The sequence below is a fragment of the Rhodococcus sp. Z6_132 genome, from assembly GCF_058133635.1.
The window spans coordinates 56,925-69,870 of record NZ_JBYUNP010000002.1 but is presented as its reverse complement, the minus strand read 5'-3'; the positions used below and the strand labels follow the sequence as shown (position 1 = coordinate 69,870).

Here is a 12,946-nt window from a genome sequence, read left to right as displayed (position 1 = left end):
CGTGACTACAGTCACTCCAGCACTAATACGTGCGTTTGGTCAACTATCGCTTCCGCGACGTGGAAAGGACCGCCATGACCGTCACTGCCGACGCCCCTGCTGCGCTCACCGAGGACCCGGAACGGGGCTCGCGGGGCGGTGTGGTGGAACGCGTCATCCGCATCCTCGACGCGTTCACCGAAGCACCCGGCCGGCTGAAGCTGGAGCAGGTCGGGCAGATCACCGGGCTGCCCCGGTCCACGGCGTTCCGCCTGCTCGGCCAGCTGGTCGACCTGCAGTGGATCGAGCACGAGGGCGAGGGCTACTCGCTCGGTCCGCGCACCGCCCTGCTCAGCACGCAGCACTCCAGCTACGAGGAGATCCGGGCGGCCGGCAGCGCCGCGCTCACCGAGCTGCAGCTGGCCACCCGCACGGTGGTGCACCTGTCGGTGCTGGAGGGCGCGGTGGTGCGCTACCTGGACAAGATCGGTGGTGCGGCTGCAGCATCGGTGCCGTCCCGGGTGGGAGCGCGGATCCTCGCCCCCGACACCGTCAGCGGGCGGGCGATGCTGGCGTGCCTGACCCCGGAGCAGGTGGACCGTGCCCTGGCCGGCTCCTACCCGGCCGGGGCCAGCATGGACACGCTGCACCGGCAGCTCTCCGACATCCGGCGACGCCAGGGGGTGGCGGCCATGACCGCGGCGTCGCGCACCAGCGGCATCAGCTCGCTGGCCGTGCCCGTGCTGGGACCGCGGGGCCTGGTGGCCGCCGTGTCGGTCGCCGCCCGCGGGGAGCTGCCGGCCAGCCGGATCGCACCGCTGGTGCACCGGGTGGCCCGCTCCATCTCCCGCAACCTCTATCCCGACTGGGCCGGGGCCGCAGCGCGATAGCGAGGGTCAGCGGGGCGGGGCGAACCCCGTCAGGCGGGTGAAGTTGCCCGACGCCAGGGCGAGGCGCTCGGTGTCGGAGAGCGGCAGCGTCTGGAGCACGTCCACCGACTTCCACACCTGGGTGAACCGGGGGTCGACGTGCTCGGGTGCCGGGCGGTGGCCCGGCCGCTCGGGCAGCAGGTCGGAGAAGACGTAGTTGGTCCCGAACATCACCCGCTCGGTGCCGATCTTGCGCAGGAAGGCGACCATCTCCTCCGGCGCCACGGTGCCGTCGGCCACCTCGTGCAGCCGCAGCGAGGTGTCGCCGTGCACCCCGTCGTAGCGCGCCGCCAGCTCCAGCACCTGCTCGTCCAGGCCGTGGCCCAGCTCCCGGTCGTGTCCGCAGTGGGCGAAGACCAGCTGCAGCTGGGGAAACGCGGCCAGCGCGCCGGCGAACCCCGCGGGTGCGCTGTGCGGGCTGTGCCCGCCCGTCTCGGTGAGCACCGGGATGCCCTGCTCCACGCAGTAGTCGTAGAGCGGGAACAGCACGGGGTCCTCCCCCGGCACGCCCATGTCCGAGGGCACCAGCTTCACCCCGAGAGCCCCGCGCTCGCGCTGGGCCACCACCTCCTGCACGGCCCCCTCGGCGCCCATCACCACCGGGTTCACCCCGGCGAAGTAGCCCACCCGGGGGTTCTCCGCCGCGATCGTCGACGCCCAGGTGTTGTTGTCGCTGACGCGGCGGGTCACCCGCGCGCGCAGCTCGGCGCTGGCGCGGTCGCGCTCGGCGGCGTCGTCGGGCAGCACGTAGGTGCCGTGCCGGAGGTAGCGCCCGCTCCAGGTGAACATCAGCATGTTCATCGCGCTGATGCCCACCTGGTCCATCATCTCCAGCAGCTCGGGGAGGGTGCCGAGGTTCGGCGCCCCGGGCTTCACCAGGTGCGGGGTGAGGAAGTAGTCGCGCATCTCGTGCCCGTGCGCGTCGTCGCGCTGCACGTGGGTGTGCATGTCGATGATCGGCAGCTCGCTCATGCGGATGTCCCCTCGTGTGGGCCGGTGGCCCGTGCTGACCCGTCCACCCAGGACCGGATCGCCTCCGGCACCTGCTGCCCGCCGAAGGCCGGCCGGGCGGTGGTGTGCAGGATCCCGCCGTCGGACACCACGGAGTGCCCGGTCAGGTAGGCGGACAGCTGCGAGGCCAGGAACAGCGCCACCCCGGCGCTGTCTGCCGGCTCACCCAGGCGACCCAGCGGGGTTGCCGTGGCCGCGTCGGCGAAGAACTGGCGCACCTGCGGCGGGGAGTCCGGGCTGGTGGCGTGCTCGCGGGTCTTCTTGCTCCAGTGCGTGCCCGGCACCAGGCAGTTGACCCGGATACCGTACGGGGCGAGCTCGACGGCGGCGGTCTTGGTGAAGTGGATGATCCCCGCGTTGGCCGCTCCGTAGGCGGCGAGGTTGGGCGCGGCGGTCATCCCGCTGCTGGAGCCCACGTTGACGATGGCGCCGGCTAGCCCGGCCTGCACCATGGCGATCGCCTCCGCCTGGCAGGACAGGAAGGTGGACACCAGGTTCAGGTCCATCGGCCGCTGCCAGTCGGCCACGTCCAGGTCCAGGAACGGCTTGTTCACCCCGGCCGTGCCGCCGCAGACGTTCACCGCCACCGAGATCGGCCCCAGGGCGTCCACCGCCTCGGCGACCATCGACCGCGGCGCGGCGCGGTCGGTGAGGTCGCGGGCGATCGCCACCGCGCGCCGACCGAGCGCCCGCACCTCGGCCGCAGTGCCCTCGGCGGCGGCCAGGTCCAGGTCGACCACCGCGACGTCGCAGCCGGCCTCGGCCAGCTGCAGGCAGGTGGCGCGGGCGATGCCGTTGCCCCCGCCGGTCACCAGCGCGGTGCGCCCGGCGAGTCCGAGCAGATCGGCGATCACCCGGAGACCTTCGCGGACAACAGCCCCTCGGGCACCGGCGGTGCCGGGTTGAAGCGCAGGTAGTCGGGCAGGAAGCCGCCCTCGTCCAGGTCCTCGGGCTGCCAGCCCGGCAGCAGCTGCGTGCCGTCGAGGGTGCGCACCGGGCGGTTGAGCTCCTTGAGCAGCGGCAGGCTGTAGGCCACCCGGCCGGTCATCTCGGCGGGGTCGGCGGTGCACAGCACTAGCGCCGCCTCGGCCATGGTCTCCTCCGGCTCCGACGGCCAGCCCGGCACCGCCGCGGCGGCGTGCGCGGTGGCCACCCCGCGGTTGGGGGCGAGGGCGTTGACGGCGATGTGGTCGTCGTAGAGCTCCATGGCCGCGCCGGTGGTGAGCCGGTCGATCATCGCCTTGGTGCCGCCGTAGAGCACCGAGCCGGCCAGCGGGTGCGGCGCGAACGGTGGGCCCACCCGGGGACCGGACTGGCGGGAGGAGATGTTCAGGATCCACCCGGCGCCCTGGGCACGCATGCCGGGGATGACGGCCTTCATCAGGTCCCAGGTGTTCCACACGTTGGTCTCCACGGAGTCCTGGAACCACTCGCGAGGCATGTCCACGAACAGCGTCTCGTAGCGGCGAGCCGCGGCCGCGTTGTTGATCAGGATGTCCACCGGTCCGCCCATCGTGGCGCTGATCTCGGCCACCAGCGCCGCGCGGTCGAGCTCCGGGGCGCCCAGGTCGACCACGAACGGCTCCGCGGTGCCGCCGTCCGCGCGGATCAGGGCGACGGTCTCCTCCAGCGAGCCCTCCAGGTTGCCGTCGCCGGGTCGCAGCGTGCGCGACACCGCGGCCACGGCGATTCCCTCCGCGGCGAGCCGGCGGGCCATGGCCCGGCCGATTCCCCTGCTGGCCCCGGTGACGATCGCGATTGTGCTCATGCCGCGCGCTCCTGTTCCTCGTGGAGCCTCGAACGTATCCACCGTCAGGGGGCGGTGGCGGCTGGTTCCCGTGGGGTGGGAACCCGCCGCCGGAGCCCGAGCGCCGGCACCGTCCTTGGGCGGGGTCGAGGTCAGCGCCAGGTCGCCGCTGACCAGGCTGGGCAGCGGCGGCTCAGGCTCGAAGTACGGCCGCTGCGCCAGCACCCCGGCCCACAGGTCGCGGATCCTCGCTCAGCCCACCGTCTGCGCACCCGGCGGGTAGGCCAGCACCGCGTCCTCATGGTCAACGGCTGCACCGTCACGCCGCTGTTCGACGCCCTGGGCCGCTTCCACGCCAGCGTCACCCTCGCGCAGCTGGCGGAGCACCGGCTGCTGAGCATGCCGGTGGGCACTGGGCTGCGGGCCGTGCTCAACGGGGCGGCTGCGACCCGTGGGGTGCGTCTGCACGTCAGCCTGCAGGCCGCGGCCGCCGACGCCATTGCCGACCTGGCCGCACAGGGCTTGGGGGTCGGGATCCTCAGCACCTCCATGGCGGCCAGCTACCAAGACCGCCTGCATGCGCTGCCGATCAGCGACAACCCGGTCAGCGCCGTGCTGGCCCTGGTGTGGAGGCCGGACCCCACCGCCGCGGTACGTGAGATGGTGGCGCAGTGCCGCAAGTCTTTCAGCTCAGCGACCTGACCCATCCCACGGTGTTGAGCGCTGCGGTCGTCGCGGCGCCAGCAGCGCTGCCCCGATGGGGCCGTGGCATGAGACCCGCTTTCCGGCGCCGACCACGGTAGCTCCCCATGGGGCGAGCTAACGTCGATTCTTCCTGACTTCCAACACTATGATGCGGACACACGAAGCCACTGCCATAACTACAAGTAGGATACCGACAACGTCCGCGGTGCTCAGGTCAGATAGGCCACTCCCAGTCAAACCTAGGACGAGCGAGCCTGCACCAAACACGATTGCGACCGCTGAACCCACTATTCGAGCCACCGAACTGCGGTCCATGCTAAGAATCCGCCTGAGGCGTCTTAAACGTGGCTGCGGCGGCGCTCGTGCCGGACGTTCTTTCTGCCATTACGGTGGCCCTTCTTGACATGAAAGACGGTGCGCTGCTGCCGATCGGAAGGCGCGTTGATCGCGACCAGCCTAGGGCCTGCTCCCCGAGAGAAAGCCATTCTGGAGCAGACGACACTTCGGCATCGGGGAGAGGCAGCACGCACCCGCCGGTGTCCACATGCGCGCAGCGTGGTTGCGCCACGGTGCCATGGTCCGGTTTCGCCATTGGCGGGTATTAGGACGGAGGACAAAAAGGGCTAGGCGGTCGGCGGGTCCAGCACGGCCTGCAGGCTCGGGGCGGCCCGGGAGGCGCTGAACTGGGTGACCCGGTACTCGGCGACGCCGGCCACGGTGAAGGGGTCGCTGGCGACGAGCGCCTCGACCGCGGCGCGGTCGTCGCCGGCCGCCAGGATCACCCCACCGTCCAGCGCGTGCTTGCGGCCGGACAGCAGGAACACCCCGGTCTGGAACTGGGCGTCCACCCAGGCCATGTGCTCGGCGCGGACGGTGTCCACCTGGTCGGTCGGGGCCACGTAGGTCAGCTCGAGGAGGAACACACCTCGGCAATGTACCCGCGGGCAATCGGTGCCGGTGCCGGGTCAGGCTCGGGGCCAGGGCCGCCCGTCGCGATCGGCGATGTCGCGGTTGAACCGGCGCAGCATCGTCCCCAGCAGCTCCACGTCCTCCGCGGACCAGTCCTCCATCACCTGGCGCAGGCCCGCGACGTTGGCGTCGCGCACCACCGCCAGGCGTTGCCGGCCGAGCTCGGTCACCCGGAACTTGCGGGCCAGGCCGCCGTCGGGGTCCGGGATCCGCTCGGCGACGCCCGAGCGGACCATGGCCGCCGTCTGCCGGTTCAGGGTGGAGGAGTCCAGGCCGAAGGCGTCGCTGAGCTGGCCGATCGACATCGGCCCCTCAGCCTCGAGCCGGCTCAGCAGCAGGTAGGCGCTGCGGTCGAGCTGCCCCTGGGCGGCGCCGCCGCGCGCCTGCTGCAGCACGTAGCGCCCGAGAATCATCGTCTCGAGCTCGATCGCCTCGACCGGGTCCGTCACCCGTCCAGCCTCTCTGACCACAGCTTGGGGAGATCTTTGCACTCCGCAGATCGTAACGCGCGCGAGATATGCATGATGCATACGAACGAGTAGAGTCCCCGCTCGTGCCTACTGCCAACTCCGCTCCCGCTTCGGCGCGCTCGGCCCCGACGCCTCCCGTCCACTCGAACGCGATCGTCGTGGTGCTTGCCGTCGCCGGCATCACCGCGGCCATCATGCAGACCCTGGTGGTCCCGCTCATCGGCGACCTGCCCACGCTGCTGCACACCTCCACGTCGAACGCCTACTGGGTGATCACCGCGACGCTGCTGACCGCCGCGGTCTGCACCCCGGTCAGCGGCCGGCTCGGCGACCTCTACGGCAAGCGCCGGATCATGCTGATCTGCTCCGGCTCGCTGGTGGTGGGCTCGGTGATCTGCGCACTCTCCTCCGCGGTCCTGCCGATGATCATCGGTCGCGGCCTGCAGGGCGCCGGCATGGGCCTGATCCCGCTCGGCATCAGCGCCATGCGCGACGTGCTGCCCCGCGAGAAGCTCGGCTCGTCCATCGCCCTGATGAGTGCCTCCATGGGCGTCGGTGGCGCACTGGGCCTGCCGATCTCGGCCGCAGTGGCCGAGCACACCAGCTGGCGGGTGCTCTTCTGGGGCGCCACCGCCCTCGCCGCGCTGGTCGCGGTGCTGATCTTCAAGTTCGTCCCCACCACCCCGGTCACCGGTGGCGGGCGGTTCGACCCGGTGGGCGCGATCGGGCTGGGCATCGGCCTGGTGTGCCTGCTGCTCGGCGTCTCCAAGGGTGGCGACTGGGGCTGGGACAGCGCCAACACCATCGGCCTGCTGGTCGCCGCAGTGGTCGTGCTGCTGGCGTGGGGCTGGTTCGAGCTGCGCAGCTCCGACCCGCTGGTCGACCTGCGCGTCACCGCCCGCCCCGTGGTGCTGCTGACCAACCTCGCCTCGGTGGTCATCGGCTTCGCGATGTACGCCCAGTCGCTGATCATCCCGCAGCTGCTGCAGCTGCCCAGGGAGACCGGCTACGGCCTGGGCCAGAGCATGGTGAACATGGGTCTGTGGATGCTGCCGGGTGGCTTCATGATGATGGCCATCTCCCCGCTGGGCGCGAAGCTGTCCCACCTGCGCGGACCCAAGATCACCCTGGCGCTGGGCTCCGCGGTAGTCGCGATCGGCTACGTCAGCGCCGTGCTGATGATGGGCACCACCTGGGGCCTGCTGATCTCGGTGTGCATCATCAGCGGCGGCGTCGGCATGGCCTACGGCGCCATGCCTGCCCTGATCATGGGCTCGGTCCCGCTGTCGGAGACCGGGTCGGCCAACAGCTTCAACACGCTGATGCGCTCCATCGGCACCTCGGTCTCGGCCGCGGTGGTCGGCGTGGTGCTGGCGCAGATGACCACCGACTTCGGCGGGCGCGCGCTGCCCAGCGAGGCCGGGTTCCAGACCGGCCTGCTCATCGGGGCCGGAGTGGCCGCGGTGGCCGCGGTCATCGCGCTGGCCATCCCCAAGCGCGCCAGCCTGGCGGCGGAGGACCACATCGAGCACGACGAGCCGGTGGCGGTCGCCCGCTAGCCGCTCCCGCTCACCACACCGGCCCCGCCGGGCGACCTCAGGTCGCTCGACGGGGCCGGTCTGTGTTTCTCAGCGCCAGCCGAGGGCGGGTGCCAGGTCGCGCAGCACCGTCTCCAGCACGTGCACGTTGTAGTCCACGCCCAGCTGGTTCGGGATGGTGAGCAGCAGGGTGTCCGCCGCGGCCACGGCCTCGTCCTGGGCCAGCTCCGCCACCAGCCGCTCCGGCTCGCCCGCGTAGGTCTTGCCGAACCGGGCCACCCCGCCCTCGAGGTGGCCGACCTGGTCCTGGCTGCCGGACTCGCGGCCGAAGTAGGCGCGGTCGGTGTCGGTGACCACCGGGAAGATGCTGCGGCTGACCGAGACTCGCGGCTCCCACTGGTGGCCGGCGACCTTCCAGGCGTCCCGGAAGCGCTGGATCTGCTCGGCCTGCAGCTCGTGGAACGGCACGCCGGTGTCCTCGGTGAGCAGCGTGGAGCTCATCAGGTTCATGCCCTGCTTGGCCGTCCACTCCGCGGTCTTGCGGGTGCCCGCGCCCCACCAGATGCGCTCGCGCAGACCAGGCGAGTGCGGCTCCAGCCGCAGCAGCCCCGGCGGGTTGGGGAACATCGGCCGCGGGTTGGGCTGGGCGAAGCCCTCGCCGTCCAGGGTCTGCAGGAAGATCCGGGTGTGCTCGCGGGCCATGTCGGCGTCGTCGGAGCCCTCGGCCGGGGCGTGGCCGAAGTAGCGGTAACCCTCGATCACCTGCTCCGGCGATCCCCGGCTGATGCCCAGCTGCAGCCGGCCGCCGGCGATGAGGTCGGCCGCGCCGGCGTCCTCGCTCATGTACAGCGGGTTCTCGTAGCGCATGTCGATGACGCCGGTGCCGATCTCGATGCGGCTGGTGCGGGCCCCGATCGCGGCGAGCAGCGGGAACGGTGACGCCAGCTGGCGGGCGAAGTGGTGCACCCGGAAGTACGCGCCGTCCACGCCGATCTCCTCCGCCGCCACCGCCAGGTCGATCGACTGCAGCAGCGCGTCGGCGGCGGAGCGGGTCTGCGACTGTGGCGAGGGCGTCCAGTGACCAAAGGACAGGAACCCGATGTTCTTCATGCCCCGCACAACGTCGTACGGGCGGTGAGGCTTCCCGGCTAGCTCGCGTCGGCCGGGTCCTCGGACGCGAAGATGTTCAGCCCCAGCGCTCGGGAGAGATAGGCGGTGGCCCGCTGCCCGCGGACGCTGTTGCCGGCCGAGTCCAGCGGCGGCGAGAAGACGCCGAGGGCGCCCTTGCCCGGGGCGATGGTGACGATGCCGCCGCTGACCCCCGACTTGCCCGGCAGCCCGATCTCGAAGAGCCACTCGCCGGACTGCTCGTACATCCCGCTGGCCGCCATCACCGCGAGGGTGTCGCGGCAGACGTCGGCGGACACCACGCGCTCGCCGGTCACCGGGTTGACGCCGCCGTGGGCGAGGGTGCCCCCCATGATGGCGAGGTCGCGGGCGCTGACCAGCAGCGCGCACTGCTTGGTGTAGGTGTCGACCACCTCGAGCGGGTCCAGCTCCAGGCGTCCGTAGCTCTCCAGCAGCCGGGCGATGGCCCGGTTGCGCTGGTGGGTGCGCGCCTCGGAGTCGTACACCTGCTGGTCCAGCTCCAGGCGTCGGCCGGCGAAGCGGGACAGCCCGTCCTGGATCGCCGCCCACTGCTGGTCAGCGTCCTCGCCGGGCATGAGGGCGGTGGTCGCCAGGGCGCCGGCGTTGACCATCGGGTTCATCGGGTGACCGTTGTTCAGCTCGATCGCCATCACCGAGTTGAAGGCCAGGCCGGTGTTGTTCACGCCCACCGTCTTGCGGATGATCTCGTGCCCGAGGGCGTCGGCGACGAGGGCGTAGACGAAGGCCTTGGAGATCGACTGGATGGAGAACTGGTGGCTGACGTCGCCTGCGGCGTGGATGGCACCGTCCACCTGGGCGATGCACACGCCGAACAGCCACGGGTCCGCCTCCGCCAGGATCGGGATGTAGTCAGCGACGGCACCCTCGGCGTGGTCCCGGTAGCGCTCGTGCGCCTCGGCGACCAGCGACGCCACCCGCGTCCGCCGGGGCAGGTCACCGGTGGAGACCGCCTGGTCGACGCCCTCCACGTTCATGTCGCTGAGCTGCTCCACGGACACTCCTGTGCAGGTTTGGTGACACCGCGATCAGCGGACCCGCCCAGCGTATCCACCAGCGGCGCGGGCGCCTCTCTCGCGACCCGGGTCTAGCCCGCGAGGGTGCTCGCCATCTCCCGCCAGTGCCGCATCGGCACCAGGTGCCCTTCCCCACCGCAGACCACCAGCTCGGCGCTGGGCAGGTGCTCCTGCAGCCACGACCCGTTGGCGAGGGGCACCATCTCGTCTCGGTCGCCGTACCAGAGGTGGACGGGGCACCGGACCGCCGCCAGGTCGACGCCCCACGGACCACACCAGGCGACGTTGTCCCAGGCGATGCCCTCCGGACCCTGACGCAGGCCCTCGTGCAGCAGCAGGAAGAGGTTCGCCCGGAGCGCCGGGGCGGCGATCACCTCCGGGTCGGTCTCGCCCCACATCCAGTCGATCCACGGCGCAGCCTCGTCGTCCCGCACCGACAGCAGTCCGCGCAGCATCTCCGCTCCACCGACGAGGAGCTGCGCTGCGGCACGTTCGGGCTCGTCCGGCAGGAAGGACAGCGCCAGGCGATCGTTGTCGGTGAAGGCAGCCGTGCCACCGGGCATCAGCTGCGGCGGGGCGAGGCCACCGGCCACGCCGACGCGGGTCACCCGCTCGCCCAGCACGGCGGCAGCAGCCAGCGCGAAGGGTCCACCGCCGGACCAGCCCAGCGTGGCGAACCGGTCCAGGTCCAGCGTGTCCGCCACTGCGGCGACGTCGCGCGCGATGCTGGTGAGGCTGTACGGGGCGGGCGAGGAGCGGCCGTAACCCGGGCGGTCGAAGCTGACCACCCGGACCCCCAGGGACGCGGCCACCGCGTCCCCAAAGCGGAGGTCCAACCGCGACCCCGGCGTGCCGTGGAAGTAGACGATCGGCGACGCGCCGCTGGGGCCGGTGTCGCGCACCAGCACCGTCCGACGACCCAGCTGAACCTCGAGCTCGCGCACTCCAGCACCCTATGCGGGTCGAAAGGGGGGCACGCCTCTCTCGCACAATGGAACACGGCCGAAACAATCGTTCCGTAGCGTCCGCAGCCATGACCCACCCGCCCGCAGGGCTGATGGACGCGTTCTGGGCCTACGAGCGCGCGCTGATGGCCAACGACCTCGACGCCCTCGACCGGCTCTTCGCCCCCGGCCCCAACACCCTGCGTGGTGACGCCAACGGGCTGCTGGTCGGCCACGAGCAGATCAGCGCGTTCCGCGGCGCCCGTGGCGGCGCCCCGCGCCGGCGGATCGTGCAGGCCCACGTGCAGACCGTCGCTGACGACCACGCGCTCGTCGTCGCCGTCACCGAGCTCGCCCGGGGCGGGCGGGGCCAGCAGACACAGCTGTGGCGGCGCGCCGACGGCCGCTGGGCGGTCACCGCCGCCCACGTCTCCCTCCCGGCGCCAGCGCTGGACACTCGGGTGTGGCGCGTCGTCGGTGACCCGCTGGTCCACGCCCCCCACACCGGCCCGCTCACCGGGGAGAGCGTCGCGGTCAAGGACCTCTTCGCCGTCGCGGGCCACCGCGTCGGCGCCGGCAACCCGGCCTGGGAGGCCGCGGCGACGCCGGAGCCCGCGCACGCCACCGCCGTCGCCCGGCTGCTCGACGCCGGTGCCGACGTCCGCGGCATCGCCCGCACCGACGAGCTCGCCTACAGCCTGGCCGGGACCAACGCCCACTTCGGCACCCCGCCGAACCCGCGGGCGCCGCACCGGATCTCCGGCGGCTCCACCTCGGGCTCGGCCAGCGCGGTCTCCCTCGGCCACGCGAGCATCGGGCTGGGCACCGACACTGGCGGGTCGATCCGCGTGCCGGCGTCCTACCAGGGACTCTTCGGGCTGCGCAGCACCCACGGTGCCGTGCCCCTCGACGGGGTGCTGCCGCTGGCCCCGTCCTTCGACACCGTCGGCTGGCTGGCCCGCGACGCCGCCCTGCTCGCCCGCGTGGGCGAGGCGCTGCTGCCCCCGGCCGCTCCCCCCAGCCGCACTGCGCTGGTCGTCGTCCCGCAGCTGGTGGCCCTCGCCCAGCCCGACGTCGCCGACGCCGTGCGCCGCTGGGTCGGAGCGCACGACGTGTCCACCGAGGACTGGGACCTCGCCCAGCTGCCCACCTGGCTCGCGGCGTTCCAGACCCTGCAGGCGCACGAGGCGTGGCGCAGCCACGGTGGCTGGGTCGGCACGCACGCCGAGGCGATGGACCCCGACGTGCGTGGGCGCTTCGAGGCCGCCTCCCGGGTGACGCTCGAGCAGGCGGAGCAGGCAGCGAGCACGGTCGCCGCGGCGCGGGCGACCATCAGAGACTTCGTGGGTGATCGGGTGCTCGTGCTGCCCGCCACCTCCTCGGTGGCGCCCCGGATCGGCGAGGGGCTGCAGGCGGTGCGCGACGCCACCATGCAGCTCACCTGCCTGGCCGGCATCGGCGGTCTGCCGGCGGTGTCGCTGCCGGTGACCACCTCCGGCGGGCTGCCGTGCGGGGTCTGCCTGGTGGCCGCCCCTGGCCGCGACCGGGACCTGTTGGCGCTGACGTGCGAGCTGGCACAACCGTAACGCCGCCGAAACGAGCGTTTCCGTCCCCTTCACAAACGCTGCCTAACGTCAACGGCAGCCGAAGGAGGCGACGTGCAGATCGAGGACTTCAACACCATGAGCGCGGCGGCGGCGAGCGCCACCGTCCGCCCGTGCGCCGCCATCGACAGCTGGGTGCAGGCGCTGGTGACGGGGCGCCCGTACGCCAGCGTGGCCGAGCTCAGCGCCTGCGCGGCCGCCCAGGCCGCCACCTGGACCGGCGCGGAGGTGCAGGCAGCGCTGGCCGACCATCCCCGCATCGGTGAGCGGCCCTCCGGCGACGGTGCCAGCGCGGCGATGTCGCGGCGCGAACAGTCCACTGTGGACGGTGACGATGCCGACCTCGCGCGTCGGCTCGCCGAGGGCAACCGCCGCTACGAGGAGACCTTCGACCGGATCTACCTCGTCCGCGCCGCCGGGCGCAGCGCCGAGGACATCCTCGCGCTGCTCGAGGAGCGGCTGACCCACGACCCGGAGACCGAGCTGGCGGTGACCGCCGGCCAGCTCGCCGAGATCGCCGTCCTGCGCCTAGAAGGGCTGTTCACATGAGCACCTGCTCCACGCACGCCCTCGACGCCGCCCTCGGCGTCCCCGCGGCCGGCCTGCCGGTGACGCTGCGGGACTCCGCGGAGGGCACCCTCGCCGAGGCGGTGACCGACGCCGACGGCCGGGTCCGCTTCCCCGCCGACCTCGGCGCGGGCCCGCACTCCCTCACCTTCGCCACCGGCCCGTGGTTCGCCGCAGCCGGGCGCGACACCTTCTTCCCCGAGGTCCGCCTCACCTTCACCGTGCCTGCGGGCCAGCAGCACCACCACGTGGCCCTGCTGCTGAGCCCGTTCGCCTACACCACCTACAAAGGGAGCTGAC

At 72.3% G+C, this 12,946-nt stretch carries 14 protein-coding genes; 6 read left to right on the top strand and 8 right to left on the bottom strand.

The annotated features are described in order from the left end of the window. The first annotated feature begins 74 nt into the window (after positions 1–74). The gene (locus tag AC3YO9_RS06945) at positions 75–869 is read left to right on the top strand and encodes an IclR family transcriptional regulator (RefSeq protein WP_489982636.1); all 795 of its coding nucleotides are present in this window, start codon (positions 75–77) and stop codon (positions 867–869) included. A gap of 6 nt (positions 870–875) precedes the next feature. Here the strand turns inward: AC3YO9_RS06945 and AC3YO9_RS06940 are convergent, their stop codons facing one another. Genes AC3YO9_RS06940 through AC3YO9_RS06930 form a run of 3 tightly spaced genes read right to left on the bottom strand, consistent with a single transcriptional unit; the run spans position 876 to position 3,687 of the window. Next, on the bottom strand, positions 876–1,880 hold the full coding sequence (locus tag AC3YO9_RS06940) for an amidohydrolase family protein (RefSeq protein ID WP_489982635.1): 1,005 nt from the start codon (positions 1,878–1,880) through the stop codon (positions 876–878). After that, positions 1,877–2,773, bottom strand: a complete 897-nt coding sequence (locus tag AC3YO9_RS06935; RefSeq protein WP_489982634.1) for an SDR family NAD(P)-dependent oxidoreductase — start codon at positions 2,771–2,773, stop codon at positions 1,877–1,879. Before AC3YO9_RS06935 ends, AC3YO9_RS06940 begins: the two co-directional genes overlap by 4 nt. Then, complete coding sequence (locus tag AC3YO9_RS06930) at positions 2,770–3,687, bottom strand: SDR family NAD(P)-dependent oxidoreductase (RefSeq protein ID WP_489982633.1); 918 nt, start codon at positions 3,685–3,687, stop codon at positions 2,770–2,772. Before AC3YO9_RS06930 ends, AC3YO9_RS06935 begins: the two co-directional genes overlap by 4 nt. A 279-nt stretch (positions 3,688–3,966) precedes the next feature. Between AC3YO9_RS06930 and AC3YO9_RS06925 the strand changes: the two genes are divergently transcribed. Beyond that, entirely contained in the window at positions 3,967–4,368 is a 402-nt protein-coding gene (locus AC3YO9_RS06925) for a substrate-binding domain-containing protein (protein ID WP_489982632.1), read from the top strand. Positions 4,369–4,994: 626 nt separating this feature from the next. Here the strand turns inward: AC3YO9_RS06925 and AC3YO9_RS06920 are convergent. Together AC3YO9_RS06920 and AC3YO9_RS06915 are read right to left on the bottom strand one after the other, a co-directional pair. Continuing rightward, positions 4,995–5,294: a YciI family protein gene (locus AC3YO9_RS06920; protein ID WP_489982631.1), complete on the bottom strand. Its 300-nt coding sequence runs from the start codon at positions 5,292–5,294 to the stop codon at positions 4,995–4,997. Between the two features lie 42 nt (positions 5,295–5,336). Next, a complete protein-coding gene (locus tag AC3YO9_RS06915) occupies positions 5,337–5,789 on the bottom strand; it encodes a MarR family winged helix-turn-helix transcriptional regulator (RefSeq protein WP_489982630.1) in 453 nt (150 codons plus the stop codon). Between the two features lie 215 nt (positions 5,790–6,004). Here AC3YO9_RS06915 and AC3YO9_RS06910 point away from each other — a divergent pair, with 215 nt between their 5' ends. Then, positions 6,005–7,369 (top strand): MFS transporter, encoded by a 1,365-nt coding sequence (locus tag AC3YO9_RS06910; RefSeq protein ID WP_489983434.1) that lies wholly within the window; start codon positions 6,005–6,007, stop codon positions 7,367–7,369. A 69-nt stretch (positions 7,370–7,438) separates the two neighbouring features. Here AC3YO9_RS06910 and AC3YO9_RS06905 read toward each other — a convergent pair whose 3' ends face one another. The 3 genes from AC3YO9_RS06905 to AC3YO9_RS06895 form a co-directional block, all read right to left on the bottom strand. Continuing rightward, a complete protein-coding gene (locus AC3YO9_RS06905; protein ID WP_489982629.1) occupies positions 7,439–8,458 on the bottom strand; it encodes an LLM class flavin-dependent oxidoreductase in 1,020 nt (339 codons plus the stop codon). Positions 8,459–8,496: 38 nt separating this feature from the next. Continuing rightward, complete coding sequence (gene glsA, locus AC3YO9_RS06900) at positions 8,497–9,510, bottom strand: glutaminase A (RefSeq protein WP_241248937.1); 1,014 nt, start codon at positions 9,508–9,510, stop codon at positions 8,497–8,499. Positions 9,511–9,602: 92 nt separating this feature from the next. Further along, positions 9,603–10,475, bottom strand: coding sequence for an alpha/beta fold hydrolase (locus AC3YO9_RS06895; protein ID WP_489982628.1), 873 nt, complete (start codon positions 10,473–10,475; stop codon positions 9,603–9,605). A gap of 89 nt (positions 10,476–10,564) precedes the next feature. Between AC3YO9_RS06895 and AC3YO9_RS06890 the strand changes: the two genes are divergently transcribed. The 3 genes from AC3YO9_RS06890 to uraH all read left to right on the top strand — a co-directional run bounded on the left by AC3YO9_RS06890 (position 10,565) and on the right by uraH (position 12,945). Further along, positions 10,565–12,061 (top strand): amidase, encoded by a 1,497-nt coding sequence (locus tag AC3YO9_RS06890; RefSeq protein ID WP_489982627.1) that lies wholly within the window; start codon positions 10,565–10,567, stop codon positions 12,059–12,061. Between the two features lie 72 nt (positions 12,062–12,133). Then, positions 12,134–12,628, top strand: a complete 495-nt coding sequence (uraD, locus tag AC3YO9_RS06885; RefSeq protein WP_489982626.1) for a 2-oxo-4-hydroxy-4-carboxy-5-ureidoimidazoline decarboxylase — start codon at positions 12,134–12,136, stop codon at positions 12,626–12,628. Beyond that, positions 12,625–12,945, top strand: a complete 321-nt coding sequence (gene uraH, locus AC3YO9_RS06880; RefSeq protein WP_489982625.1) for a hydroxyisourate hydrolase — start codon at positions 12,625–12,627, stop codon at positions 12,943–12,945. The genes uraD and uraH overlap by 4 nt, the downstream gene beginning before the upstream one ends. Position 12,946 lies beyond the last annotated feature (1 nt).